The 25637-nt window shown below is 71.0% G+C and carries 21 protein-coding genes, 1 pseudogene and 1 riboswitch; of the genes and pseudogenes, 12 read left to right on the top strand and 10 right to left on the bottom strand.

From position 1 onward, the window contains the following. Nucleotides 1-17: 17 nt before the first annotated feature. A complete protein-coding gene (locus QF037_RS19310) occupies nt 18-1796 on the top strand; it encodes a GMC family oxidoreductase N-terminal domain-containing protein (RefSeq protein WP_307026950.1) in 1779 nt (592 codons plus the stop codon). 94 nt (nt 1797-1890) lie between these two features. Here the strand turns inward: QF037_RS19310 and QF037_RS19305 are convergent, their stop codons facing one another. Further along, nucleotides 1891-2925: an LPXTG cell wall anchor domain-containing protein gene (locus QF037_RS19305; protein WP_307026948.1), complete on the bottom strand. Its 1035-nt coding sequence runs from the start codon at nt 2923-2925 to the stop codon at nt 1891-1893. 217 nt (nt 2926-3142) lie between these two features. Here QF037_RS19305 and QF037_RS19300 point away from each other — a divergent pair, with 217 nt between their 5' ends. After that, entirely contained in the window at nt 3143-4255 is a 1113-nt protein-coding gene (locus tag QF037_RS19300; RefSeq protein WP_307026946.1) for a hypothetical protein, read from the top strand. A 589-nt stretch (nt 4256-4844) separates the two neighbouring features. Here QF037_RS19300 and QF037_RS19295 read toward each other — a convergent pair. Next, nucleotides 4845-5126 carry a chorismate mutase gene (locus QF037_RS19295; RefSeq protein WP_046261633.1) on the bottom strand — a complete coding sequence of 94 codons (282 nt, stop codon included), beginning with the start codon at nt 5124-5126 and terminating at the stop codon, nt 4845-4847. 324 nt (nt 5127-5450) lie between these two features. On the opposite strand from QF037_RS19295, the gene guaA reads away from it, so the two are divergent. Beyond that, complete coding sequence (gene guaA, locus QF037_RS19290; protein ID WP_307026943.1) at nt 5451-7028, top strand: glutamine-hydrolyzing GMP synthase; 1578 nt, start codon at nt 5451-5453, stop codon at nt 7026-7028. 3 nt (nt 7029-7031) lie between these two features. On the opposite strand, the gene QF037_RS19285 is transcribed toward guaA, so the two are convergent. Continuing rightward, nucleotides 7032-7505, bottom strand: a complete 474-nt coding sequence (locus QF037_RS19285; RefSeq protein ID WP_307026941.1) for a pyridoxamine 5'-phosphate oxidase family protein — start codon at nt 7503-7505, stop codon at nt 7032-7034. Between the two features lie 161 nt (nt 7506-7666). On the opposite strand from QF037_RS19285, the gene QF037_RS19280 reads away from it, so the two are divergent. Continuing rightward, nucleotides 7667-8470, top strand: coding sequence for a class II aldolase/adducin family protein (locus QF037_RS19280; RefSeq protein WP_307026940.1), 804 nt, complete (start codon nt 7667-7669; stop codon nt 8468-8470). Between the two features lie 22 nt (nt 8471-8492). Here QF037_RS19280 and QF037_RS19275 read toward each other — a convergent pair whose 3' ends face one another. Next, nucleotides 8493-9383 (bottom strand): DUF4429 domain-containing protein, encoded by an 891-nt coding sequence (locus QF037_RS19275; protein ID WP_307026938.1) that lies wholly within the window; start codon nt 9381-9383, stop codon nt 8493-8495. Nucleotides 9384-9571: 188 nt separating this feature from the next. On the opposite strand from QF037_RS19275, the gene QF037_RS19270 reads away from it, so the two are divergent. Both QF037_RS19270 and QF037_RS19265 read left to right on the top strand, forming a co-directional pair. After that, complete coding sequence (locus tag QF037_RS19270; RefSeq protein ID WP_307026937.1) at nt 9572-10849, top strand: hypothetical protein; 1278 nt, start codon at nt 9572-9574, stop codon at nt 10847-10849. A gap of 178 nt (nt 10850-11027) precedes the next feature. Further along, nucleotides 11028-11558 carry a DoxX family membrane protein gene (locus QF037_RS19265; RefSeq protein WP_307026935.1) on the top strand — a complete coding sequence of 177 codons (531 nt, stop codon included), beginning with the start codon at nt 11028-11030 and terminating at the stop codon, nt 11556-11558. Nucleotides 11559-11606: 48 nt separating this feature from the next. Here QF037_RS19265 and QF037_RS19260 read toward each other — a convergent pair whose 3' ends face one another. Both QF037_RS19260 and QF037_RS19255 read right to left on the bottom strand, forming a co-directional pair. Further along, a complete protein-coding gene (locus QF037_RS19260) occupies nt 11607-11852 on the bottom strand; it encodes a hypothetical protein (RefSeq protein WP_307026934.1) in 246 nt (81 codons plus the stop codon). Further along, nucleotides 11839-13332 carry a PspC domain-containing protein gene (locus QF037_RS19255; protein ID WP_307026933.1) on the bottom strand — a complete coding sequence of 498 codons (1494 nt, stop codon included), beginning with the start codon at nt 13330-13332 and terminating at the stop codon, nt 11839-11841. The genes QF037_RS19260 and QF037_RS19255 overlap by 14 nt, the downstream gene beginning before the upstream one ends. A 189-nt stretch (nt 13333-13521) precedes the next feature. Here QF037_RS19255 and QF037_RS19250 point away from each other — a divergent pair, with 189 nt between their 5' ends. The 3 genes from QF037_RS19250 (at nt 13522) to QF037_RS19240 (ending at nt 16182) form a co-directional block, all read left to right on the top strand. After that, nucleotides 13522-14814 (top strand): ATP-binding protein, encoded by a 1293-nt coding sequence (locus QF037_RS19250; protein WP_307026931.1) that lies wholly within the window; start codon nt 13522-13524, stop codon nt 14812-14814. Continuing rightward, the gene (locus QF037_RS19245; protein ID WP_307026929.1) at nt 14811-15521 is read left to right on the top strand and encodes a LuxR C-terminal-related transcriptional regulator; all 711 of its coding nucleotides are present in this window, start codon (nt 14811-14813) and stop codon (nt 15519-15521) included. The genes QF037_RS19250 and QF037_RS19245 overlap by 4 nt, the downstream gene beginning before the upstream one ends. Nucleotides 15522-15603: 82 nt before the next feature. Then, complete coding sequence (locus QF037_RS19240; RefSeq protein ID WP_307026927.1) at nt 15604-16182, top strand: DUF4232 domain-containing protein; 579 nt, start codon at nt 15604-15606, stop codon at nt 16180-16182. 10 nt (nt 16183-16192) lie between these two features. Here QF037_RS19240 and QF037_RS19235 read toward each other — a convergent pair whose 3' ends face one another. Then, nucleotides 16193-17242: a C40 family peptidase gene (locus QF037_RS19235; protein WP_307026925.1), complete on the bottom strand. Its 1050-nt coding sequence runs from the start codon at nt 17240-17242 to the stop codon at nt 16193-16195. 444 nt (nt 17243-17686) lie between these two features. Here QF037_RS19235 and QF037_RS19230 point away from each other — a divergent pair, with 444 nt between their 5' ends. Further along, nucleotides 17687-18040 carry a hypothetical protein gene (locus tag QF037_RS19230; protein WP_307026923.1) on the top strand — a complete coding sequence of 118 codons (354 nt, stop codon included), beginning with the start codon at nt 17687-17689 and terminating at the stop codon, nt 18038-18040. On the opposite strand, the pseudogene QF037_RS19225 reads toward QF037_RS19230, so the two are convergent. Beyond that, a pseudogene (locus QF037_RS19225) lies at nt 18018-19018 on the bottom strand (tellurite resistance/C4-dicarboxylate transporter family protein). The gene QF037_RS19230 and the pseudogene QF037_RS19225 sit on opposite strands and share 23 nt — an antisense overlap. Nucleotides 19019-19278: 260 nt before the next feature. Between QF037_RS19225 and QF037_RS19220 the strand changes: the two are divergent. Then, nucleotides 19279-19881, top strand: coding sequence for a hypothetical protein (locus QF037_RS19220; RefSeq protein ID WP_307026921.1), 603 nt, complete (start codon nt 19279-19281; stop codon nt 19879-19881). A 20-nt stretch (nt 19882-19901) separates the two neighbouring features. On the opposite strand, the gene QF037_RS19215 is transcribed toward QF037_RS19220, so the two are convergent. Beyond that, nucleotides 19902-21065 (bottom strand): C40 family peptidase, encoded by a 1164-nt coding sequence (locus QF037_RS19215; RefSeq protein ID WP_307026919.1) that lies wholly within the window; start codon nt 21063-21065, stop codon nt 19902-19904. Between the two features lie 8 nt (nt 21066-21073). Further along, a riboswitch (cyclic di-AMP (ydaO/yuaA leader) is annotated at nt 21074-21241 on the bottom strand. 305 nt (nt 21242-21546) lie between these two features. Between QF037_RS19215 and pcrA the strand changes: the two genes are divergently transcribed. Then, nucleotides 21547-24048 (top strand): DNA helicase PcrA, encoded by a 2502-nt coding sequence (gene pcrA / locus QF037_RS19210; protein ID WP_307026917.1) that lies wholly within the window; start codon nt 21547-21549, stop codon nt 24046-24048. An 81-nt stretch (nt 24049-24129) separates the two neighbouring features. Here the strand turns inward: pcrA and QF037_RS19205 are convergent, their stop codons facing one another. Then, the gene (locus QF037_RS19205) at nt 24130-25557 is read right to left on the bottom strand and encodes a M23 family metallopeptidase (protein WP_307037254.1); all 1428 of its coding nucleotides are present in this window, start codon (nt 25555-25557) and stop codon (nt 24130-24132) included. Between the last annotated feature and the right edge of the window lie 80 nt (nt 25558-25637).

The following is a 25637-nucleotide window of genomic DNA, read 5'->3' as shown; positions in this document are numbered from 1 at the left end:
CAAAGGAGAGAACGCACGTGCCCCAGGACGCTTACGACTACGACGTGATCGTCGTCGGATCCGGTTTCGGCGGATCCGTCACCGCCCTCCGCCTCACCGAAAAGGGCTACCGCGTAGGCGTCCTGGAGGCCGGCCGCCGCTTCACCCCGGGTACCCTCCCCAAGAACTCCTGGGACCTCAAGAACTACCTCTGGGCACCCAGGCTCGGCATGTACGGGCTCCAGCGCATCCATCTGCTGGGCAACGTGATGGTCCTCGCGGGTGCGGGCGTCGGCGGTGGTTCCCTGAACTACGCCAACACCCTCTACGTGCCGCCGAAGCCGTTCTTCGAGGATCCGCAGTGGCGTGACATCACGGACTGGGAAGAGGAGTTGAAGCCGTACTACGACCAGGCGCAGCGCATGCTCGGCGTACGGCTCAACCCGACGATGACCCCGTCCGACGTCCATCTGAAGGCGGCGGCCCAGCGGATGGGCGTCGGGGACACCTTCCACATGGCGCCCGTCGGGGTGTTCTTCGGCGACGGCCAGGACGCCGACGGCGCGGTGAAGGCGAAACCCGGCGAGCGGGTCGCCGACCCGTACTTCGGTGGCGCGGGACCGGACCGCAGGGCGTGCGCCGAGTGCGGTGAGTGCATGACCGGCTGCCGTCACGGGGCGAAGAACACCCTCAACGAGAACTACCTGTACCTCGCCGAGAAGGCGGGGGCGGTGGTGTTCCCCATGACGACGGTCGTCTCGGTCACGGACGACTCCCAGGGCGGGTACGCGATCGCCACCCTGCCGACGGACCAGCAGCGCAAGGGCAAGGGCCGCATCTTCAAGGCCCGCCGTGTCGTCCTCGCCGCCGGCACCTACGGGACCCAGACCCTGCTGCACCGCATGAAGGCGGGCGGCCAGCTGCCGCACCTCTCCGACAAGCTGGGCGAGCTGACCCGCACCAACTCCGAGGCACTGGTCGGCGCGCAGACCAGCGACCGGCGCTACCGCAAGGCGACCGGCGACAAGAGGGCCGACTTCACCCGGGGCGTGGCCATCACCTCGTCCATCCACCCGGACGCGAACACCCATATCGAGCCGGTCCGCTACGGCAAGGGCTCCAACTCGATGGGCGGTCTGTCCATCCTCCAGGTCCCGTACACCGAGGGCTCCTCGCGGGTCCTGGCCTGGATGGCGAACGCGGCCCGGCATCCGCTGCTGGTGATGCGCTCCCTCTCCAACCGCCGCTGGTCGGAGCGGACCATCATCGGCCTGGTGATGCAGTCGTTGGACAACTCCCTGACGACGTACCTGAAGCCGGACGGCGTGGGCAAGGGCCTGCTCACCGCCCGCCAGGGCCACGGGGCCCCCAACCCCAAGCAGATCAGGGCCGCTTCGGAGGGCGCGTCGGCGATCGCGGCCGAGATCAACGGCTTCGCGGGCTCCAACGTCGGCGAGCTGATGGGCACCCCGCTCACCGCCCACTTCCTCGGCGGCTGCCCCATCGGCGCCACCGCCGAGGACGGGGTGATCGACCCGTACCACCGCCTCTACGGCCACCCCGGCATCTCGGTCGTCGACGGCGCCGCGGTCTCGGCGAACCTCGGGGTGAACCCGTCCCTGACGATCACCGCACAGGCCGAGCGGGCGATGTCGTTCTGGCCCAACAAGGACGAGGCGGACCCGCGTCCGGCGCAGGGAGCGGCGTACGAACGTCTGAAGCCGGTCGAGCCGCGGACGGCGGCGGTACCGGCGGAGGCGTTCGGCGCGCTGCGGCTGCCGTTCCTGGGGATGCCGGCGGTGCCGCCGAAGAAGTAGCCCCGCCGTAGCCCCTCCGCACACGAAGAGAAGGACCTGCGCCCCCCTCCGAGCGCAGGTCCTTCTCTTTGTCTTGCAGGCTTACGGCCGGGCTCTAGCCCTCCGCGCCCGCCTTGCGGCGACGCATCGCGAAGACGGCACCGGCACCGGCGACGATCGCGACACCGCCGACGAGACCGATGGTCGGCAGCGCCGAGCTGGAACCGGTGTCGGCGAGGTTGCCCGTCGGCAGCTCGGAGACGTCACCCTGCGGCTTCTTCACCGAGTCCTTGCCGTTGTCGCTCGGGTCGGCCGTGCCCGGGTCCGGGTTGGGCGAGCCGGCCTTCAGGACCTCGAAGTCGTACTGGGCCCAGCCCTCGGCGATGCAGTCCTGGCCGTCGATGTTGTCCAGGTAGGCGCCGGAGCCGAAGGAGTAGGCGTCGCCGGCCGGGGCCTTGGAGCCGATGCTGACGCGCAGCTCGACGGACTTGCTCTTGCCGGCCTTCAGCGAGTCGACGTAGAAGAAGTAGTCACCGGCGAAGTCGTCGGAGCCGATGCGGTCCCAGGTGCCGGTCTCGGTGTTCTTGAACTCCAGGTCGACGTACGGGCTGAGCCACTTCGACTCGTCGAGCTCGTAGTTCTCGATCTCGGCGTAGAACGCGACGCCGTCGACCGTGGTGCCGGATTCGTTGGTGACGGCCAGCTTGAAGTTGTGGAAGCCGTCACCGGCGACGATCTTGCCGGGCAGGCCCTTGATGTCCGCGGACACCTTGGCGTCCGTGAAGTCCTCGTCGAGTTCCTCGCAGTACGGGACGTCCGGGTCGGTTGGCTCCTCGCTCGGCTCGGCGGAGTCGGAGGGCTCGGGCTCGTCCGACTCGGTGGCCGTGGCGGTGGCCGTCGCGGTGTCGGTCGCCGTGGCGGTGGCGGTCGTCGTCGCCGTGTCGGTCGGGAGCGCGGTGTCGGTGGGCAGCGCGGTGTCCGTCGGGGTCGGCTCGGCCGTGTCGGTCGGCTCGTCCGTCGGCGTGCTGGTGACCGTATCGGTGGGAGTCGGAGTCGTCTCGTCCGCGAACGCGACAGGCGCGGACAGCAGCGCGAGCGGGGCTATGACAGCCGTCGCGGCCGCTGCGGCCATGGCACGGCGAAGCTTCATGAATGACCTCAGGAAGTCCGGTGTGCTGCGTGTCGCAGCACGTGAGTGGGGCTTGGTGGGCCCCGCCTGTGGGGTGCGGGTGTGGCCCGTGGTTCGCCTGGTTTGATTCGCGAAGCCTGTGAATGGTTGCCCCCGCATTCACAGAAACCTTATGTGGCCTGAGTCACATTCGGATTGCGCTTGTGAAAGTGCTTTCTCAGCCCATAGAACTGCCGTCGTGTCTGACAAGCCGTCCGAGGACTCCTCCTCGACCCCCGAAGTCCCCGACGACGTCTGGGAACAGTTCACCCGCGCCAGCGAGCGGGAGGCCCCGAAGGAGCCCTCCGCGCGCGCCCGCATGGTGACCGAGCGCCTGCGGCAGCAGGAGGCCCGCGGTGAAACGCCCGAGAGCTGGCGTTCGGGTCCGCCGCTCCAGGAGAAGAGGCGCGGCCGACGGGTGTGGACGGCCCTCGGTCTGCTCCTCGCCCTCGTCGTGGCCGTCGTGGCGCTGAAGCCGTCGCTGCTGCCGGGCGACCCCTTCGGCAGCGGGACCTCCGACTCCGCCGCCGGGTCACCGCTCCCCGAGGAGACCGCGGCCCCCACTGCCCCGCCCTCCGCCGCGGCCCCGGCGACACCCACCCTGGACGATCCGTTCGCCGGCTCCCCGGCCAAGCGCTGGGCCGACGGCAAGGCCGGCATCCTCGCACCGAAGGCGGAAGCGGTCGGCGGACGGTCGAAGGCGGAGGTCGCCCAGGCCCTTCGGCTGACCAGGGAACTGCTGATCTCCTCGAACCTCGACCCGGCGACACTGCGCGGCGAACGCCCCGAGGCGGCGCTCAACGTATTGGACCCGAAGCAGAAGGACGTCCTCTCGGGGCTGAAGACCGCCCTGAGCGAGCCGGACGAGAAGCACGACCCGCTGTCGATGTTCACCCGCTTCGACCCGGACGAGGTCCGGCCGGTCGGTGATGTCGTGAAGGTCCGCGGCCGGATGTCGTTCGAGGCGGGCGAGGGCGCCGCCGTCGCCGTCCACGCCGACTACACCTTCGTCTACCCGGTGGTCCGCGCCGACGGCTCGCCCGAGGTGACCCGCACTATTGTCCGCCGCGTCCTCGACGTCGAACTCTCCGACCCGGCCAGGTACGACATCACACCCGGCAAGCTCACCGTCCTGCGCCACGACCGGGACGCCGGCAACTCGGCCTGCGGCGCCCACGACGGCTGGTTCCACCCGCAGTTCCCCTCGGACGCCCCGACGAGCGCGCCCCCCTCGGGCCCGACGTCGGACCCGTACGACCGCAGCACGGACATCCGTCAGGGGCAGGACTGCGGGACGGTCTCCCGCGTCTGACGCAGCGGTCCGAGGTGGGCAGGGCCGGGGCACGGCGAAGGGCCCCGCGGGACGGAGCCGCGGGGCCCTTCTTTCGTCAGCACCGGCGTCAGGGCAGCACCGGTGCCTGGGAGCGGCGCCGGGGGGTTGCGCCGCTTGCCTCGCGTGCCTGGGTCGGCGCCCCGGCGCAGTCGGGGCGCACGGCTGGTCTCGACCTCTGGCAATGCGGGAGGACAAAGGCAATGTGGTTGTCTGCGAGGGGACTTGGGCTTTGTAGGCATCGTGCTGGATGGACCCGGCCACCGCAACCGTTCGGCCCGGGCTTGTACGTGTTCCCGTACTTTGCCTGTACTCGTTGTGCACTTTTCCGTCGGCCGGCCCCGGGCGTCCCCGGAGCCGGCCGTTCTTGGGTGACCGGGCTGCTGTCCCCTGCCGTCCGGTCACTTACCTGGAACGAGGTCCCACGACGCACGGCACGATCCGTACGTCTCATCGCCCCAGCGAGCCACGCGTGGTTCTTTCGGGTCCGCCCCTGGCTGGCGCGGACACCCCACCAACGAAGCGGTCCGCGTCCCGGTCACGCGCCGTACGGGTGAGGCGGGGCTCGAACTCAGATGCGACCGCGGCACAGTTCGAGAAGGGTCATCGCGAGGGAGGTGCCCGGCCTGCCCAGCGCCTCGCTGTAGTGGTTGAGGACCTCCATCTCGCGGGAGAGGTTCACGCGCCGGCCGCCGGAGGTGATCCGCGCCTCCTGGATGACGGCGGACACGGCCATCCGTTCCTGGATCAGACCGATGATCCGGTCGTCGAGCGCGTCGATGCGCTCACGGGCGCCGGTGATCACGTCCGCGGCCTCGGAGGTACGGGCGCCGGTCACGTCGATGGCGGTCATAGGGGGCTCCTCGTCTGGAAGGGGTCGAGGTGCCCCGGAGCGGCAGGGTCCGGAGGAAACGACAGGCGCCCCGGACCTTGTCGGCCCGGGGCGCCTGGGAAGTCGCTTGTCAGTAGCTCAAGCAGCATGACCATGGCAGCCGGCGGGCCGGGTGCCATAGGTAAAGAGGAAGGTCGGGTGCGTGAGCATGGGAGCAGTATGCCGCGCCCCGCGGGGGCGTCCAACCCGGTTCGCATCGTGAGACAGGGCTTGCCCCGGGACCGGCCCCGCCGCGCCCGGTAGACTCGGCCCCACACACACCTCGCTCACGCCGGAAGGCAACCCGTGTCATCAGCGACCCCCGCCGCCGCCCCCGACACCGTCCTGGTCGTCGACTTCGGCGCGCAGTACGCCCAGCTCATCGCCCGCCGTGTCCGCGAGGCCCGGGTCTACAGCGAGATCGTGCCGAGCACCATGCCGGTCGCGGAGATGCTCGCCAAGAACCCGGCGGCGATCATCCTCTCCGGCGGCCCCTCCTCGGTCTACGCGGAGGGCGCCCCGCGCCTGGACCGCGAGCTCTTCGAGGCCGGCGTCCCCGTCTTCGGCATGTGCTACGGCTTCCAGCTGATGGCCACGACCCTCGGCGGCACGGTCGACAACACCGGCGCCCGTGAGTACGGCCGTACGCCGCTCCATGTGTCGCGGTCCGGTTCGACGCTCTTCGAGGGCACCCCCGATGAGCAGTCCGTCTGGATGTCCCACGGCGACGCCTGCTCCGCCGCCCCCGAGGGCTTCTCCGTCACGGCCGCCACGGACGTCGTCCCGGTCGCCGCCTTCGAGAACGACGAGAAGAAGCTCTACGGCGTCCAGTACCACCCCGAGGTCATGCACTCCACGCACGGCCAGCAGGTCCTGGAGCACTTTCTGTACCGGGGCGCGGGCCTGACCCCGTCCTGGACCACGGGCAATGTGATCGAGGAGCAGGTCACGGCCATCCGTGAGCAGGTCGGCGACAAGCGCGCCATCTGCGGTCTGTCCGGCGGTGTCGACTCCGCGGTGGCCGCGGCCCTCGTCGCACGCGCCATCGGCGACCAGCTGACCTGCGTGTACGTCGACCACGGTCTGATGCGCAAGGGCGAGACCGAGCAGGTCGAGAAGGACTTCGTGGCCGCGACCGGCGTCAAGCTGGTCGTCGTCGACGCGGAGGAGCGCTTCCTGACCGCGCTCAAGGGCGTCTCGGACCCCGAGGAGAAGCGGAAGATCATCGGCCGGGAGTTCATCCGGGTCTTCGAGCAGGCGCAGGCCGAGATCATCGCGGACGAGGGCCCGGCGGTGGAGTTCCTCGTCCAGGGCACCCTCTACCCCGACGTGGTCGAGTCCGGTGGCGGCACCGGTACCGCCAACATCAAGTCCCACCACAACGTCGGCGGCCTCCCCGAGGACCTCGAGTTCCAGCTGATCGAACCGCTGCGCAAGCTGTTCAAGGACGAGGTCCGGATGGTCGGCCAGGAGCTGGGCCTGCCGGAGGAGATCGTCCAGCGCCAGCCGTTCCCCGGCCCGGGTCTCGGCATCCGGATCGTCGGCGAGGTCACCAAGGAGCGGCTCGACCTGCTCCGCGACGCGGACGCCATCGCCCGCGAGGAGCTGACCGCGGCCGGCCTCGACCGGGACATCTGGCAGTGTCCGGTGGTGCTGCTCGCGGACGTCCGCAGCGTCGGCGTCCAGGGCGACGGCCGCACGTACGGCCACCCGATCGTGCTGCGCCCGGTGTCCTCCGAGGACGCCATGACCGCCGACTGGTCGCGACTGCCGTACGAGGTGCTGGCGAAGATCTCGACGCGGATCACGAACGAGGTGGCCGACGTCAACCGCGTGGTCCTCGACGTGACGTCGAAGCCGCCGGGCACCATCGAGTGGGAGTAAGCCCTAGGTGCGCCTGATCGTGCGCACCGGCTCACCGGGCTTCCAGACCTGGACGACCAGGTACTTGTCGTCCTCGACGTAGGTCCGTACGACCTCCGTCAGCTCGGTGCGGAAGAGGTGGAACGGCTCCGGCGGTTCCACCTCTTCGCCGTATCCGGCCTTCGTCCCGGCGTCGACCACCTCGATCGCCCGTCCGCTGATCCGGACGTCCCCGCCGCCCATGCTCTGTCCCTCACCGGGGTTCGCCTGGAGCGCGAAGCGGGCGTCGCGGAGCAGGTCGAGCGCCTTGCGCGAGTCCGGCATCATGCCGAGCCAGAGCTCGCCGTTCAGGAAACGGACCTCCAGGCCGCTGGTGCGCGGGGAGCCGTCCTTGCGGAGCGTCGCGAGGGTGTGGTGGGTGAAGGCGCCGAAGCGTTCCTCGACGCGCTGGGCGAAGTCGGGTTCGGCGGTGGTGAAAGCCGCCCAGTTTGCTGTCATACGGCGAGTCTGGCGCTCATACCCGACATCTGCTGTCCGTATTGCGCGAAGTGGCGTCGCCGGATCGATCGCGCACGTCATCTTTTCATAACGGCTCTGTTCTCCTGCGCTGACCGGCGGTAACTTCCGCCCCGTAAAGCAACCCCAGTGCTGGAGGACAGATGCACGGGACGTATGGGCCCAACCCGCCGACACCCCTGCCCACGGACAGCCTCCAGTTCGCGATGCCGCCGATGCACGACGCGGTCGAGGACGAGCGCCGGCACCGCAAGGAACGGCTCGCGGGGGCGCTGCGGATCTTCGGGAGGATGGGCTTCGAGGACGGGGTGTCCGGGCACATCACCGCGCGCGACCCGGAATTCACCGACTGCTTCTGGGTCAACCCCTTCGGGATGCCCTTCAGGCATGTGACGGTGAGCGATCTGGTCCTCGCCAACTCCGAGGGGCAGGTCATCGAGGGCCGCTACCACGTCAACCAGGCCGCGTTCACCGTCCACGCCCAGGTCCACGCCGCCCGCCCCGACGTCGTCGCGGTCGCCCACTGCCACTCCGTGCACGGCCGCGCGCTGGCCGCCCTGGGGGAACTCCTGGACCCGATCACCCAGGAGAGCTGCGCGTTCTACGAGGACCACGCCGTCTACGACGCCTACTCGGGTGTCGCCGTCGACGCCGCCGAGGGCCGGCGGATCGCCGCCGCGCTCGACTGCCGCAAGGGCCTGGTGCTGCGCAACCACGGCCTGCTGACCGTGGGGGACTCGGTGGACGCGGCGGCCTGGTGGTTCCTGTCCATGGAGCGGTCCTCGCAGGTCCAGCTGACGGCCAGGGCGGCCGGCCGCCCGGTTCTCATCGAGCACAAGGCGGCGGTGGCGACGCGGGAGCAGCTGGGCGGGGACCTGGTGGCGTGGATCAACTACCAGCCGTTGTGGCAGGACATCAGTCGCAGCGAGCCGGATCTGCTGAGCTGAGCCCCCATGCCGACGGGGGCTCTCAGAAGCCCCGGAGCACGGCCGCCTTGGTCATCGCGAACTCCTCGTCCGTGAGGACCCCGTCGCGGTGCAGCTCGCCCAGCTCCCGGAGCCTGCGCAGGAGTACGTCGTGATGGTCGGCCTGGGGCGGGACGGCCGCCGGGAGCCGGGCGGGGCGGCCCTCGGCGAGGTCGTTGCCGGTGCGGGTGGAGGGGTGCGGGAGACGGGCGGTGACCGCGGTGGCGACCAGGGCCGTGAGCAGGTCGCGGCGGGCGCTGCCCCACAGATCGAGGGCGTACGGGTCCTTCTCCGGCGGCAGTTTGGAGAACGCCGTCTCACGGGTCACGAAGCGCAGGAAGCCGTCCTCGTAGCCGGAGTTGGGCAGCCATTCGACCCCCACGACGTCGTCGATGGCGATGATCCGCGGCCCGGTCGCGCGTTTGACCCGGTCGGAGGTGTCCGACCAGTCGATACGGACCTGGAGACCGTCGAAGGAGACCGTGCCGTCGGAGGAGCGCACCGAGACCGGGACCGGCGGACCGGCCAGCAGATACGTCTTCGTCGGCTCTTTGGGGACCTGGTCGAGCAGCAGCGCCCGGCGGATCTCCTCCGCCATGTACTCGGCGACCCCCGAGCGGTCGATGTCCACCAACAGCCGGTAGGGGTCCGCGGGGTCCGGCAGCCGTCCGCCCGTCGCGTGGAGCAGCGGATCCGCCCCCTCGCGCAGCCGCATCCGCAGCCGCCCGCGCTTGCGTTCGGGTTCGTAGACCACGCCCGAGACAGCCTCCAGGGGTACGGCGATCTCGCCGTACGTCTGCCGGAACAGCGGCACGGAGCGGTGGAGTCCCGGCGTGATCCTGACGGTTGCGCCGTCGAAGGCCCAGGTCCCGTCGCGCTGGATGATCTCGGCCATAGGGAAATTCTCGCAGCCGGGTCAACACGGCGGTGCGGTCTTCACCCCGCCCTGACCAGACCTGCCGGACCGGCGCCCAGTGGCGTAGGGCACAATTCGCTGTCATCGCACGGGAGTTGCAGAGCGGTCCGCCGGGGCTTCGGCAGGGCCGCAGCGCGTGGGAATCGCGGGGAAGGCAGGCGTCGGACGTGGCGGTGCAGGAGGCGAGACAGAGCGTGGAAGCGGGCGCTCACGGGGGCGGCTGCACCTGCGGGGACTGTCCGCACGGGGCGCGGGCGGGGCATCGGCGGGCGGTCGCCGAATTCGTGCTGAAACGGGACGAGTTCGCCGCCGGACAGGGGTTGCCGGCCGCTGTGGCCCACTCGGCCTCCGCCTCCCGCCAGTGGGTGTCGGAGGAGCTGACGCAGTCAGCGGAAGTCGTCGCCGAGCGCGGTCGCGCCGAGGGCGAGGCCTGGCTGGCCCGGATGTGGAGCCGGACCGCGTGCACGGTGTGGGCCGGTGTGGTCCTCCTGCTGCTGGTCCAGGCGCTGACGGCGATCGGCGCGGGCTGGACCTCGGCCCGGACCGCCGGTCTGCTGGCCGCGCTGCTGACGGCCGGCGCGCTGACCGCAGCGTCCTGGTTCCACCGGGCCCGGGGCGGCGCGCTCGCGCCCGTGATCGGCGAGGACAACCGCCTGTCCACCTCGCGCGCGGTGGCCGTGGCCTGGGTGCTCTTCGTGGCGTACGCCGTGCTGGTCCTGGTCGGCCGCCTCGCCGCCGCCTCCGACCCCGCCGAGCGCGACACCCTGATCTCCGGCTTCGACCTCGACCGCGGCGCGGGCGTGGTGACGGTCCTCGCCGTGGTGTGCGCCATCGCGGTCCTGGTGCGGCGCGTGGTCGGCCTGCGCGTCCTGGGACAGCGGTTGCAGAAGGTACGCGCCGACCGCCCGCGCGCCGCCGACCTCCTGACGGACGACGCGGGCCGGGGCACCTTCGCCGACATCCAGTACGTCGTCATCAGCACCGTCGCCCTGCTGTTCGCGGCGGTCCGCCTCGCCCGCCGCCCCGACCAACTCCCCGACCTCCCCTGGGGCCTGGCGGTGGTCGTCCTCATCTCGGCAGCCACCTACGTGGCCGGCAAATACGCCGAGGGCGGCCGCCCGGTCATCCTCTCCGTCGTCCGCGCCCGCGAGGCCGGCGACCTCGACGCGCCGATCCGCACGGGCGACGACATCGAGATCCGCGGCGCCGGTTTCGTCCCCCCGGGCGCGCAGGGCGCCGAGCGCTTGTCCCGTATGACGGTCCGCGTCGGCACCGTCCACGTCCACGTCCCCCTCGTCCCGGTGAACGGAGGCTTCAGCAACCCGACGGACGCGGTCCTGACGGTGCCGGTACCGGCGGATGTGGAACCCGGACGGGTGGAGGTGCAGGTGGTCACCGCGGCGGGGGTGGAAACGAATCGGTACGGGATCGATGTGACGGACTGAGGGGTGGGCGGGGGGCCGTGGGCAGTGGCGTGGGCGGCTTGTCCCCTGCCGCGACGCCACCACCTCCCTGGGCCCGAGCCGCGGAAAACGGTCGCGTCGGCATTGAGCGGCTTTTCCCGTTCGTGCGTATCGTCTTCTGAGGGGTCACGGCACGCTGGGTGAGAGGCGGCTCGGAGCGATGACGCACAGCTTCCGTACGGACACGCACACCCCCTACTACGACGGCGGACGGAGCTGGCGGGACACCGCCACCCGTTACGCCCTGCTCCCGCTGCGCCTCTTCCTCGGCGTCACCTTCATCTACGCCGGCCTGGACAAACTCACCGACAGCGCCTTCATGAAGGCCTCCGGGCCCGGCTCCATCGGCGATCAGATGCGCAACGTCCGGGGCTCCGCGGCGATCCCCGACATGATCGACATGGCCCTGAAGAGCCCCGTCGGCTTCGGCTACGCCATCGCCCTCGGCGAACTGGCCGTCGGCATCGCCACCCTCCTCGGCCTCCTCGCCCGCCTGGCCGCCCTCGGCGGAGCCCTGATCTCCCTGAGCCTCTGGCTGACGATGAGCTGGGCCTCGGACCCGTACTACTACGGCAACGACCTCGCCTACCTGATGGCCTGGATCCCCCTGGTCCTCGCAGGTGCCCCGAACTTCTCGCTCGACGCGGCCTGGCGGTCCCGACGACGGGGACGGGCGGCGGCGGCCTACTAGCCGGACGACGGCGCAGGGGGCCGGGGCCCGGCCGCGCCGCCCCCTCGGTCAGCCCGCCCCCTCCGACTCGCCCACCGCACCCGCGCTCGCCCCACCCCCCGCACGCCGTCGGCGGAACGCGCGCGTCGCGAGGCCCGTCGCGGCGGCCAGGCAGAGGCCACCCGTGACGATGGGGATGACCGCGAACCACGGGGTCTCCCAGGCGCCCCCCGCGTCGCCGGCGTAGATGATGCCGGCCAGGGTCAGGAAGAGGCCGGCGAGCAGTTTGCCGGGGCGGAACTCATGACGTAGCACGGCTCACCTCCGCTTGGCCGGCCCCGACCTGGAGGTCGAGGTCGAGGGTGCCGGCGGATCTGGTGCCCTTGGGGGGTGTCAGGGTGATCTCCTTGTGCTTGCCCGGTTCCACGTCCACGTCCTGCTGGTCGTCGCCCGGGAGCTGGATGTCGCCCACGCCCACGTCGATGCTGACCTTCACGGTCGCGTCCTTCGGTACGACCACCTTCAGCTTGCCCACGCCCACCTCGGCCCGGGCGGTCACCGTCTGTCCCTCGGCGAGGTCCAGCCCCGTCAGATCCAGCGTGCCGACGCCGGTGCCCAGGTCGTACGCGGGCTGGACGTCCGCGACCGCGGCGGGGCGCCAGGTCCTCTCGATCCAGTGCGTGCCGATGTCCTTGGGCAGCGCGGCCGAACCGGCGAGGAGTCCCGCCGTGATCACCGCCAGGAAGATCGAGCCCGCCCCGGTACGCCCGAGGAAGGAACTGATCGCGATGCCGAGGCCGATGACGATGAGGGCGCAGGACAGGCCGGTCTGGAGGCTGGTGCCGAGCGGGTGCCCGTCCCACGTCAGGCCGGTGCCGAGACCACCCGCGAGCAGGGCGAACAGGAAGACCCAGCCGCCGATCCAGCGAGGGCCACGCGGTTTCGGTGGCTGTGGGCGGGCGGTGCGGGTGGCGGCGCGCGCCCCGTCGTATCTGCCGAGGCCGATGTTGACGGCCGCCGCGATGTCCCGGTCGCGGGAGTCGCGGGGGCCCCACAGATAGCCGGTGCCGCCCTCGTGCGTGCCGTCCTTGACGATGGGTTCGCGCCACCAGGACGGGTATCCGGGGCCGACCGGCGGTGCCTGGGCCTCCGGCGGGGCGTCGGCGACGGCCTGCGCGGCCAGCGGGTCGGTGTCGGGGGCGCCGCGGTGGCGGGCCCAGTACCCGGCGCCGGCGAGGAGGAGGGAGAGGACGACGGCGAAGGTGAGCACCCCGCCGTTGTTCAGCATCGTCAGGAACACCCCGCAGCCGACCAGCGCGAACAGCACGGCCGTCAGGGCCTGGCCGTCGACGCGGCCGGTCAGCAGCTTGCGGACCTCGTTCTCCTCCTCGTCCTCGTACGGGACGAGGAGCCAGGCGAAGCCGTAGAAGATGAGGCCGATGCCGCCGGTCGCGGAGAGGACGGCGAGCGTGATGCGGAAGATCACCGGGTCCAGGTCGCACTGCCGTCCGAGCCCCGCGCACACCCCGGCCAGCACCTTGAACCGCCGGTCGCGCCGGAACCTCGCGGGCGGCGCGGCGGTCCCGGCCTCGCCGGGTGCCTCGACGCCTCCACCGGCCGGGCCGCCGCCGGGCGTGCCGTGGGCCCGGCCCGGCCGGTCGGCCGTACCCGTTTCCGTCCGCGCACCCGCCCGCACCTGCGCGCGCGAATCCTCACCCGCGGCGGTCGCGGGAGGCGCGGCGGACGAGGCACCCTCGTCGGGCGCCGGGTCCGCGGCGTGCTGGTGATCTGTCATGTGTCCATGGTGACGGGCGAGCCGCCCCGGCGGGAGTCGGAACGACCCTGGCCGGACCCTGATATCGCCCCTGAGCCGGCGCCGGGGAAGCGTTCGACGGCCCGACGTTTCTGCACGTTTCGAAGATCAGGGGCGTCTAGGGGGCCGACCCTGATGCCCCCGCCCGCCCGCCGTGTGAACATCGATGGCATGCCGGAAGCCGCAGCAGCTCCACTCGTCGAACCGCGGCCGCCGCGCAAGCTCTACCGCAGCAGTGACGGACGCTGGCTCGGTGGTGTGGCGCGGGGGCTCGCCGGGCATCTCGGGCTGCCCGTCATCTGGGTGCGGCTCGTCTTCGTGGGCCTGTTCATGGCGGACGGGCTCGGTGCCCTGTTGTACGCGGCGTTCTGGTTCTTCGTGCCGCTCGGCGTGGGTGGGGTCGGCGGGCAGCGGACGCCGTCCCTCGTCTCCACCGAGACCTCGCCGGACGGCCGCCGCAGACTCGTCGCCCGCAGGCCCGACAAGGGACAGATCGTCGCCCTGCTCCTCATGGTCGTCGTGGCCATGGTCTTCGTGGGCAACGTCAATCTCGGCACCGGCGCCAAGGCCTACCTGTGGCCCGCCGTGCTGGTGGGCGCCGGCGTGGCCCTGGTCTGGCGCCAGGCCGACAACGCCCGCCGGGCCCGCTGGGTCGAGGTCGGCCGCCGCAAGCGCACCCTCAGCCTGCTGCGCGCCGCGGGCGGCGTCCTGCTGGTCACCGCAGGCGTCTCCGGCATCTTCGTCCTACAGGGCTCCGCGGCCCACCTCGGCTCGGTCCTGCAGGCGGCGCTCGCGGTCCTCGTCGGCATAACGCTCCTCGCCGGCCCCTACCTCGTGCGCATGACGCAGGACCTCTCCGAGGAGCGCCTGATGCGCATCCGCGCCCAGGAGCGCGCCGAGGTCGCCGCCCATGTCCACGACTCCGTGCTGCACACCCTCACCCTGATCCAGCGCAACGCGGAGAACGCGAGCGAGGTGCGGCGCCTCGCCCGCGCCCAGGAGCGCGACCTGCGCACCTGGCTCTACAAACCCGAGGGCACCGGCAAGGACGAGGCCGACGAACCCACGACCCTCGCCGACGCGGTGCGGCGCAATGCCGCCGAGGTCGAGGACAAGCACGGCGTCCCCATAGAGGTCGTCATAGTCGGGGACTGCCCTCTCGACGAGAGGATCGGTCCGCAGATGCAGGCCGCGCGCGAGGCGATGGTGAACGCCGCCAAGTACGGTGGCGAGGGCGGCGCGGTTCAGGTCTTCGCCGAAGTCGAGGGACGGACGGTCTTCGTGTCGGTCCGGGACCGCGGTCCGGGCTTCGACCTCGACTCGATACCCGCCGACCGGATGGGTGTCAGAGAATCGATCATCGGCCGCATGGAGCGCAACGGCGGTACGGCGCGGCTGCGCGCGGTGCCGGACGGCGGCACGGAGGTCGAGCTGGAGATGGAGAGGGCGGAGAAGACGTCATGAGCGACGAGGCGAACGGTACGGCGGAGGCCACCGACAGCGCGGAGGGGCGCAGGGTGCGCGTGGTCCTCGTCGACGACCACCGCATGTTCCGAACGGGCGTACAGGCCGAGATCGGGCGGACCGAGGAGACCGGTGTCGAGGTCGTCGGTGAGGCCGCGGACGTCGACCAGGCGGTCACCGTCATCACCGCGACCCGGCCCGAGGTGGTCCTTCTCGACGTCCACCTCCCGGGTGGCGGCGGTGTCGAAGTCCTGCGCCGCTGCGCCCCGTTGATGGCCGACGCCGAACAGCCGGTGCGTTTCCTCGCCCTGTCCGTCTCGGACGCGGCGGAGGATGTGATCGGTGTGATCCGGGGCGGCGCGCGGGGGTATGTCACCAAGACGATCACCGGTACGGATCTGGTCGACTCCGTGTTCCGTGTCCAGGACGGCGACGCGGTGTTCTCGCCGAGGCTCGCCGGGTTCGTACTGGATGCCTTCGCTTCCACGGACGCGCCGCCGGTGGACGAGGACCTCGACCGTCTGACGCAGCGGGAGCGGGAGGTGCTGCGGCTGATCGCGCGAGGGTACGCGTACAAGGAGATCGCCAAGCAGCTCTTCATCTCGGTGAAGACGGTCGAGTCCCATGTGTCGGCGGTGCTGCGGAAGTTGCAGCTGTCGAACCGGCACGAGCTGACTCGCTGGGCCACGGCTCGACGGCTGGTGTGAGGCCGGGCGCGTCGCAGGTTCGCGGCCGGCGGGCTGTGGACGATGCCGTGACAGCGGCACGGAACGGTGCCGTCCATGATCCGTGACGACAGCGCGGGAGATCACCACGGGCGCTGCCCGCAAGAGTTGGAAGGCGTACACCTTGGGGGCAGTGGCCGTCGCCGTGCTCCTGGCGTCCACGGCGTGCGAGCCGGGGGGCGGCACCGACGACAAGGCGGACGCCACCCCGTCCGCGAGTCCGACCGCGGCCGACTCCGCCACGCCCGGCGGCTCGGCCTCCCCCAGCGGCGGCAGCGGTGAGGACGCCACTCGAGCGTGCGCCGCCCCCGACCTCTCGATCGCCACGTCGGTCTACCCGCACGACGAGGTCCGGCACCTCCTCATCACCGCCACCAACGCCGGCGACACGGCCTGCACCATCTACCACTACCCGCGGGTGCACCTCGGCGACGAGACCGAGAACCCGCTCGCTCCGATGGAGTCGAAGCCGCAGGCGGTCGCCACGATCGAGCCCGGCAAGAAGGCGTACGCGGGCCTCTTCCTCTTCCGGGCGGGCGAGAAGACCACCGCCGTGGAGTCGCTGGGCCTCGGTTGCATGGAGCGCGTGCCCAACAGCGGCGAGGAAGGGGCACCGGTCGAGAAGTTCACGTTCGCCACGTGACGGCAGCCGCTCAGACCACCCGCGTGGCCCCCGCGAAGGGCATCTCGTCGATCGGCGCGACGCGCACCGGCGCCGAGGGGTTCGGGGCGTGGATCATCTGGCCGTTGCCGATGTAGATGCCGACGTGGCTGATGGCGGAGTAGAAGAACACCAGGTCGCCCGGGAGGAGTTCGGAGCGGGCGACGCGGCGGCCGGTGTCGATCTGGGCGTACGTCGTGCGCGGGAGGGAGATGCCGGCGGAGCGGTAGGCCGCCTGCATCAGCCCCGAGCAGTCGAAGGCGTCGGGGCCGGTGGCGCCCCAGACATAGGGGCTGCCGAGCTTCGAGGAGGCGTACGAAACGGCGGCCGCGGCACGGGAGTTGGGGGCCGGTACGGTGCCCGCGGAGGTCAGGCCGTCGCGGGCACCGGAGCCGGCGGAGCGCGAGGCGCGCTCCACATCGCCGGTGCGTTCCTCGGTCGGCAGCTGTGCCAGCAGTCGGCGCGCCGCGTCCAGCTTTCCGGTGACGGTCTTCTTGTGCCGCTTCAGCTCCGCCTGCCGCGACCTGAGCGAGGCCAGCTCGATATGGGCGGCACCACGCAACTGCTCGATCTCCCGCAGCTGTCCGCGCACGCTCGCGACGGAAGCCGCCTGCCGGGTGCCCGCGCGCTCGACGAACTCGGCGCCCTCGAGATAGCGGTCGGGGTCGCCGGAGAGCGCCAGTTGCAGCGCGGGGTCCAGGCCTCCGTCGCGGTACTGTGCCGCCGCCATCGAACCCAGCGCGTCCCGCGCGGAGTTGAGCTTGTCCGTCTTGCGCGCCGCCTCGTCCCGCAGCGCCCTCAGCCGCCCCTCGGCCCCCTCCGCCTTCTCCTTCGCGCCGTTGTACTTCTCGGTGGCGACCTCCGCCTCCTGGTACAGCTTGTCCACCTTCGCCTTGACCTGCGCCGGTGTCAGACTCGGCTCGGCATACCCGGTCCCGTCGAAGCCGGTCGCGGTCGCCGCGCCCGCCAGGGCGATCGTCGCCGCCGTACGGACCGTATTGCCGCCGGCCGAGCGCTGCCTGGGCTTGCGGTGCGCTGCCACGTGGACTGCACGTCCTTTCGTACGACCGCCTGGTCCGCGGTACGACCGCCCGGGACGGTTCACGCGTCCGGCGGCGGCCCGCACAGGGGGAGCGGGCCGCCGCCGGACCTTCTCGGCGGTGGTGTCCGACTGCCGCCCCTGGCCCGGGCGGCGGTGGGGAGCCGGTCACCTGGTGGAGGACGCTAAACCTCGCGGTGTCGTGGGGGTAACGGGTTGCGCGGAACTGGTCTCAGGGGACCGCCGGGTGACCGCATGTGACCGTGATTCCGTTCGCACGCCGTCGGCTTCACGCAGGGTGATGACCGAAGTGCGGATTCCGGGACGGGGGGAGGTGACGGGGTGCTATGGGCCGCATATATGCAAGATCACGTATGTGCGGGATCGTGGCGGAAGGGGCAGGGCGGTGTAGGGCGACTCAAGTGTCCCTGATTAGGCTCCGGCCTCATGGACGTACTCATCCACCTCTTCGTGGGCCTGCACATCATCGGCATCGCCTCGTTGCTCGGCGGATTCCTCACCCAGATGAAGGCCATGGGTCAGGGCACCGCCCGCTTCGTCCCGGCGATGCTGCACGGCGCGCTCACCATGCTGGTCACCGGGGTGATCCTGGTCGGCCTCAACCAGGCGGACGACCAGTCCGTCAACAACGTCAAGATCGGCATCAAGCTGGCCCTGCTGGTGGTGATCCTCGGCCTCGTCTATGTGAAGCGGGACGACGAGAAGGTGGAGAAGGGGCTGTTCGGACTGGTGGGCGCGCTGACCGTCGCGGACATCTTCATCGCGGTGCTGTGGACCTGAGGGACCTGAGTCCGGCGCGCGCCGACGCGACGGCACCCGCGGCGACGGCGAGCCAGGCCGCCACCGCGATCCACAGCAGCACCTGACCGGGTGTCCTGAGCCAGGACACGTCGAGGGCGGCGGCGACGGACAGCGTCGCCGCCGCTGACATGCCCATCGGGAACACGGTCGACCAGCGGCGCACTTCGTAGCGCGGCCGGGGCTTCAGCGCCTCCGCGACGAGCAGGACGACGTACCAGGCCAGGTCGAGCACGAGCAGCGCGACCGTCACGGCCCGCAGGACGCCGCTGTCGTCGTCGTTCCACAGGTACAGCGGGCCGCTGTCGGCCGCGACGAGTTTCGACCCGGCGAGCGCAGAGATGGCGAGCGCCCCGCCGGCCACCCAGTGGTCCCCGGCGCCCGCGGTCACCTGCCGCGGGTCGAAGCGGGCCAGGGCGAGGCCGTAGAGCACGAGGCCGAGCCAGAACAGCACGAGCGCCGCGTGGGCGAGCCACGCCGTCGATTCGGCCGCGGCGAGCGTGGCGCCGAGCACCGCGAGACCCTGCGTGGCGACGCAGGCCAGGAAAACCGTCCCCGGCATCCGCCGCGTCCAGTGCGTCATGACCAGCGCGATCAGCACCGGCCACAACAGCGCCGCGAGCGCGAGCAGCGCCTCGGCGAGCTGCTGCCGGCCGAGCGCGACACACGGGTACCGAGCACGGCCGTAGCCGCTACGGCGGTGAGCGCGCCCGGCGTCTCGGCCTGCGCCACCCACCCCGCCCGGTCCCACAGCAGCCGTACGGCGAAGTCGGCGGCCAACGCGGCCCATGCGACGCCGGCCAGCGCGAGGGCGATCCGCGACAGAGTCTCGTACCCCGTCAGATGCAGCCCCACGGACACGATGCCGGTCGCCATCACGGCAGCCCCGGCAGCGGGCGGCCGCCGGTCCCACCAGGCGCGGAGGGCGGAGCGAGGGGAGCGGGGGGAGGCGCCGGACATGGGGCGATGCTAAGGAGCGCGGCCCGGCTCGGGGGCGGGGCGCGCGAGCCGGGCGCGCGCGAATACGCGCGGGCGCAGGCAGCGGAGGAGGCGCGGGCCGGTGCGTAGGTGTGTGGAGTGAATGGCAGATGTGTCCCACCCCGGATCACACCGAAACCCTCCCACCTGGGCCTTTACCGCCCGACGCCGGGACAGATCTGCCAGTCGTCTGAGTAGCTCCGCTCATGACAACCCCCGTCGTCGGGCGCCAGACTCCGGGCATGGCTCTCAGACGATCAGTTGCCCTCGCCCTTGTGGCGGTCGCCCTCACCGCATGCGGGAGTCAAAGAGGTGGGGCGGCCGATGGGGCCGGTGCCGCTCGGTCGGCCACGCCGACCTACTCCTCTCCGCCCACGCCGAAGTGCGCGCAGTCCACGGCGACGCCCACCGCCCTGCCTTCCTCCCCCTCACCCTCCGCCTCGGACACGGCCGGAGAGCGGCAGGACGGACCCGGGGACGCTCCCCCCAACTACGCCGACAACCACGCGTACCGCATGCAGGCGTCCTTGAGCGCCGAGCAGCAGGCCAGTGGGCAGGCGTCGGCCGAGCTGATCCTCGCGGAGCTGGCGAAGGTCCGGAAGGAAGGCGGGTCGGGGGAGTTCGGTGTCTTCGGCGACGAGCGGGTCGAGGCGGCGCTGCGGCGGGTCGGGTGCGGCGAGAAGCACGGGGTCTCCGTCGGGAACGGGTACTACGCCGTCTACACGGGCGTGGTGTGCGTCTCCGGACGGGTGACGAAGGACGAGCTGACCGGCGAGGTGCACGGCGTCTACGCCGAGCCCCAGCCCGGTGAGGGGCCCTGCGTCGAGAACCGGGGAGGTCACTGACGCCAGGGCCCTGCCGCGCGTCAGGCCGGCCGTACGACGCTGTGGATCGCCGACTCACCGTCGTAGTAGATGGACTCCTCGCGCACGTACGCCCCCGGCTTCGGCGCGTGGATCATCTTGCCGTTGCCGATGTAGATGCCGACGTGGGTGACGTCGTCGTAGAAGAAGACGAGGTCGCCGGGCCGGGCGTTGGCGAGGGTGACCGTGGTGCCGGCGTTCACCTGGTCGTAGGTGGTGCGGGGGAGGGAGATGCCGGCGGCGTTCCAGGCGGCCTGGGTGAGGCCGGAGCAGTCGTAGGAGTCGGGGCCGGTGGCGCCCCAGACGTACGGCTTGCCGACCTGTGAGCGGGCGAAGGCGAGGGCCTTCTCGGCCTTCGTGGCGTACGAGGAGTCCGATGCCTCCGAGGCTTCCGAGGTCGACGACGAGCTGCCCGCCGACCCCTCGGCCGCGGCCGACTCCTCCGCAGCCTTCTGCTCGGCCGCTTGCTGCTTCGCCAGCTCGGCGGCCTTGCGGGCGGCCTCCTCCTGCTTCTTCTTCTCGATCGCCGCGAGGCGCGCCTTCTCCTCGGCGGTCAGCTGCGACAGCAGCTCGCGCGCGGCGGACAGCTTCCGCTGGACGGTCGCCTTGGCGGTCTTCAGGTCGCCCTGCGACTCTGAGAGCGTCTCGAGGCTGTCGGTGGCCTCCTGGCGCTTCTTCATCGTCGCGGACTGCTCGGTGACGTAGTCGTCGACCGCGTCCTTCTGGCGGGACGTCATACGGCCCATCAGCTGCGTCTGGTCGAAGTAGTCCTGCGGGGAGTCCGCGAGCAGGAAGGTCGCGGTGTCGGGCGCGGAGGCGCCGGTGCGGTACTGGGCCGCGGCGAAGGAACCGAGCTCCTCGCGGGCCTCGTTGAGCTTCTGGGTGCGCTGGGCGACGTCGTCGAGGAGGGTGTCGACCTCCTTGCGCTGCTTGGAGGTCTTCTCCTTGGCCGAGTTGTACTTCTCGGTCGCCGACTCCGCCTGGCGGTAGAGGTCGTCGACCTTCTTCTCGACTTCCTCGATGCTCGGCTTGTCATCGGTCGAGGGCGCGGCGGTGGCCGTCTGGGAGAGCAGGGCCACGGAGGTGAGGGCGGCCGTGGCGAGAGCGGGTGTGCGTATGCCGGCTACGCGCGTACCCGGGGGAGGCGGCTTGCGGTGCGACGCCAAGGTCGGCGACTCCTTCCATGCTCCGCCTACCGAGTTAGCTGTCGGGTTCGGGCGGGTGGTTCGGAAGGGTTGCCCTACGGCCCTTCCCGGCGAGGGAGTCGGCCGATTCACCCCAAGTTCGGTGGGTCCCCGGTTCCGGGTGCGCGGCGGCGCTCCGGATTCGGCGGAGGCCGCGCGGCCCGGCGACGTTCGCCGGTGGGGGTCGTACGGCCTTCCGGCACGGTAGCCAACGGGTGTGGCCCCTGTGAAGGTTGATGTCCGATAGGCCCGATACATTTTCGTGACCTTGGATCAGGGCGTTGCTCGCGATGGTGCATACAGAGTGATCTACAACGACTTGTGCGCATTGTGGGCGCAAGGTGTACGCCTCCGCCCGTTCCGTCGCGAAGCGTGGCGGGACGGTGATGGAGGGTGACGAGACCGGCCCATGTTCTCGGGGCGGCGGCGGGGTGTCAGTGGGGAGCCCTAGACTCGGAGAGCGATGAGCAGCCTCTTTGACGACAGCTTCCTGGCGGACCTCCAGGCCCCTAAGGGCCGCGAGGAAGAGCCCCCGCCACCGCCCGAGGACGAGCACGTACCGGAACCCGTTCCGGACGACCTGTTCGGCGGCAGGTTCGACGTGCCGCCGGACCGGGACGCGTACTACCGCGACGGCGCCCCGCGCCCCGTCCTGGACGCGGCCGCGCTCATCGAGGGGCTCAACGAGAACCAGCGCGCGGCCGTCGTCCACTCCGACACCCCGCTGCTCATCGTGGCCGGCGCCGGCTCCGGCAAGACGCGGGTGCTCACCCACCGCATCGCCTACCTGCTGGCCGAGCGGAATGTCCACCCGGGCCAGATCCTCGCGATCACCTTCACCAACAAGGCCGCGGGCGAGATGAAGGAGCGCGTCGAGCAGCTCGTCGGCCCGCGCGCGAACGCGATGTGGGTGATGACGTTCCACAGCGCGTGCGTGCGGATCCTGCGGAGGGAATCCAAGAGGCTCGGCTTCACGTCGTCGTTCTCGATCTACGACGCGGCCGACTCCAAGCGTCTGATGGCCCTGGTCTGCCGAGACCTCGACCTCGACCCCAAGCGCTTCCCGCCCAAGTCCTTCAGCGCCAAGATCAGCAACCTCAAGAACGAGCTCATCGACGAGGAGGACTTCGCCGCCCAGGCCACCGACGGCTTCGAGAAGACCCTCGCCCAGGCCTACGCCATGTACCAGGCGCGGCTGCGGGAGGCCAACGCGCTCGACTTCGACGACCTGATCATGACCACGGTCAATCTGCTGCGCGCCTTCCCGGACGTCGCCGAGCACTACCACCGCCGCTTCCGGCATGTCCTCGTCGACGAGTACCAGGACACCAACCACGCCCAGTACACGCTGGTCCGCGAGCTCGTGGGGACGAACGAGCACCCCGTCGACGTCCCCCCGGCCGAGTTCGACCTCCCGCCCGCCGAACTGTGTGTCGTGGGCGACGCCGACCAGTCGATCTACGCCTTCCGCGGCGCGACGATCCGCAACATCCTCCAGTTCGAGGAGGACTACCCGAACGCGACGACGATCCTGCTGGAGCAGAACTACCGCTCCACACAGACGATCCTGTCCGCCGCCAACGCGGTCATCGAGCGCAACGAGTCCCGCCGCCCCAAGAACCTGTGGACCAACGCGGGCGCGGGCGCGCGCATCACCGGCTATGTCGCCGACACCGAGCACGACGAGGCGCAGTTCGTCGCCGAGGAGATAGACCGACTGACGGACTCGGGCGACGCCAAGGCCGGCGACGTCGCCGTCTTCTACCGGACCAACGCCCAGTCCCGTGTCTTCGAAGAGATCTTCATCCGCGTCGGCCTGCCCTACAAGGTCGTCGGCGGCGTCCGCTTCTACGAGCGCAAGGAGGTCCGGGACGTCCTGGCCTACCTGCGTGTCCTCGCCAACCCCGAGGACTCGGTGCCGCTGCGCCGCATCCTCAACGTGCCCAAGCGCGGCATCGGCGAGCGCGCCGAGGCGATGATCGACGCCCTGTCCCAGCGCGAGAAGATCAGCTTCCCGCAGGCGCTGAAGCGGGTCGACGAGGCGTACGGCATGGCCGCGCGGTCGACGAACGCCGTGAAGCGGTTCAACGTGCTGATGGAGGAGCTCCGTACGATCGTCGAGTCCGGCGCGGGCCCGGCGACCGTCCTGGAGGCGGTGCTCGAACGCACCGGCTATCTGGCCGAGTTGCAGGCCTCCACCGACCCGCAGGACGAGACCCGGATCGAGAACCTCCAGGAACTCGCCGCCGTGGCCCTGGAGTTCGAGCAGGAGTCCGGGGAAGCCGCGGAAGGCGAGGCGGCGGCTCCGGTCGGTCTCGCCGCGTTCCTCGAGCGGGTCGCCCTCGTCGCCGACTCCGACCAGATCCCCGACGAGGACGAGGACGGCTCCGGCGTCATCACCCTGATGACCCTGCACACCGCCAAGGGACTTGAGTTCCCGGTCGTCTTCCTGACCGGCATGGAGGACGGCGTCTTCCCGCACATGCGCTCCCTCGGCCAGACAAAGGAGCTGGAGGAGGAGCGGCGCCTGGCGTACGTCGGCATCACGCGCGCGCGGGAGCGGCTGTACCTCACGCGGTCGGCGCTGCGCAGCGCGTGGGGCCAGCCGTCCTACAACCCGCCCTCGCGGTTCCTGTCGGAGATCCCGGAGCAGCACGTGGACTGGAAGCGGACGGGTGCCACCGCGCCGGTCTCCTCCGGCCCCGCGTCGGGAGTGGCCGCCTCCCTGTCCTCGTCCCGCTCCCGTTCCTCGGCGAGGGGCGCGTCCGGCTTCGCCACGAGCCGCGCCTCCGACAAGCCGGTCGTCTCGCTGGCCGTCGGGGACCGTGTCACGCACGACCAGTTCGGGCTCGGCACGGTGACATCGGTGAAGGGCACGGGCGCGAACACCGAGGCGACGATCGACTTCGGCGACACCAAGCCGAAGCGGCTGCTGCTGCGGTACGCGCCGGTGGAGAAGCTCTGAGGGCCGTTCCAGGCGGTTCCATGAGTGAGCCCCCGCTGCTGTGAAGTGCGGGGGCTCTCAGGGAAGTTGTCGCCTTACGTCTTACGTCGGGTCCAGCCCGTGGCTGCGCAGCCACGGAAGCGGGTCGATCGCCGAGCCGCCGGCAGGGCGGACCTCGAAGTGCAGGTGCGGTCCCGTGGAGTTGCCGGAGTTGCCGGAGTACGCGATCGGGTCGCCGGCCTTGACGGTCGTACCGGAGGCGACGCGGTAGCTGGAGAGGTGGCAGTACCACGTCTCCGTGCCGTCCATCGCGGTCACGATCATCATGTTGCCGTAGGCGCTGTTCCACTGCGTCCGCACGGTGCCGTCGGTCGCGGCCATCACCGTCGTGCCGTAGGAGACCGGGAAGTCGATGCCGGTGTGCACGGACATCCAGTTGACGCCGGCCTGCCCGTAGTAGGCGCTGAGGCCGTGCCGAGCCACCGGGAGCGCGAACTTGGGGCGCAGCCGCTCCTTGCGGGCCGCCTCCTCCGCCGCCTTCTTCTTCTCGGCCACCTGCTGGGCCTTGAGGTCGATGCGCTCCTGCGTACGGCTGGCGCGGTCGGCGAAGTCGTCGGCGCCCGCGGAGAGGCTCGCGAGCTGGGTGTCCAGCTTGTTGTTCGCGGCGGACGGCTTGACGGACTTGGTCGTCACGTCGGACGCGGTCGTCGAGGTGTTCTTGTCGTCGCTCAGGCCACCGACGGAGGCGGCGGCGATCCCGGTGACACCCATGACGCAAGCGGAGGGCACGGCGATCTTCATCAGCGCGGAGCGCTTGGGGGGCGGACGGCGCCGGGAACGGCCCGCGTTACGGGCGGCCATGCGTGAGCCCGGGGCCGGGGCGGCGTCCTCCTGATCGTCCAGGAGCGGGGCGGCGTCCTCCTCGGAGAGGGCGGGCAGTTCGCCGGTGGCGCTCAACTCGGCGTCGTGCGCGGCCGGTTCCTCGTACGTGACCTGCTCGAACATCGCTGTCGACTGGTGGTCGACGGACTCCTCGTGGGCCGGCGTGGTGCCGTCGGAGTTCCACTGCGTGGCGTCGTACGCGCCGGTGTCGAAGGCCTGCGTGCCCCATTCCCAGTGCTGGGTCTGGTCGGCGGTGGCCCCGGACTGGTCGGGCTGGAGCCAGGCGTTCGCGTCCAACTGGCCGCTCGCGTCGGGCGCGCCGGCCTGCGGGGGGATCACGGAGAGCTGCTGGTGCTCGCCGGTCCAGGCCGTCGTGTCGTACGCGCCGGTGTCGTAGGCGGCGTGGTGCTGGGCCGCGTACGCGTCGTAGTTCAGGGTCTGATGACTGTCCGTGGCCCACTGACTGGCGTCGTACGACCCGGTGTTCTCGCCGGGGAGACTGCCGAACAGGGGGTCCGTGTCGAAGTGCGCGGTGGTGTGGGCGCCCGTGTCGTAACCGTACGTGGCGTGGTCACCGTACTGGGCTTCCTGCGTGCCGTACGACGTGTAGTGCGCCGAGGTGTCGGAAGCGGGGGCCGGGGTGGTCATGGTCCCCGACGGGTACGGATCGTTCACCAACTTCTCTTTCGCCTCGACAACAGGGGCTGCCAGAGCAGTGCGGTGACTGT

This window comes from Streptomyces canus (assembly GCF_030815415.1).
GTDB lineage: Bacteria > Actinomycetota > Actinomycetes > Streptomycetales > Streptomycetaceae > Streptomyces > Streptomyces canus_F.
This window is presented reverse-complemented; position numbering and strand designations above follow the sequence as displayed.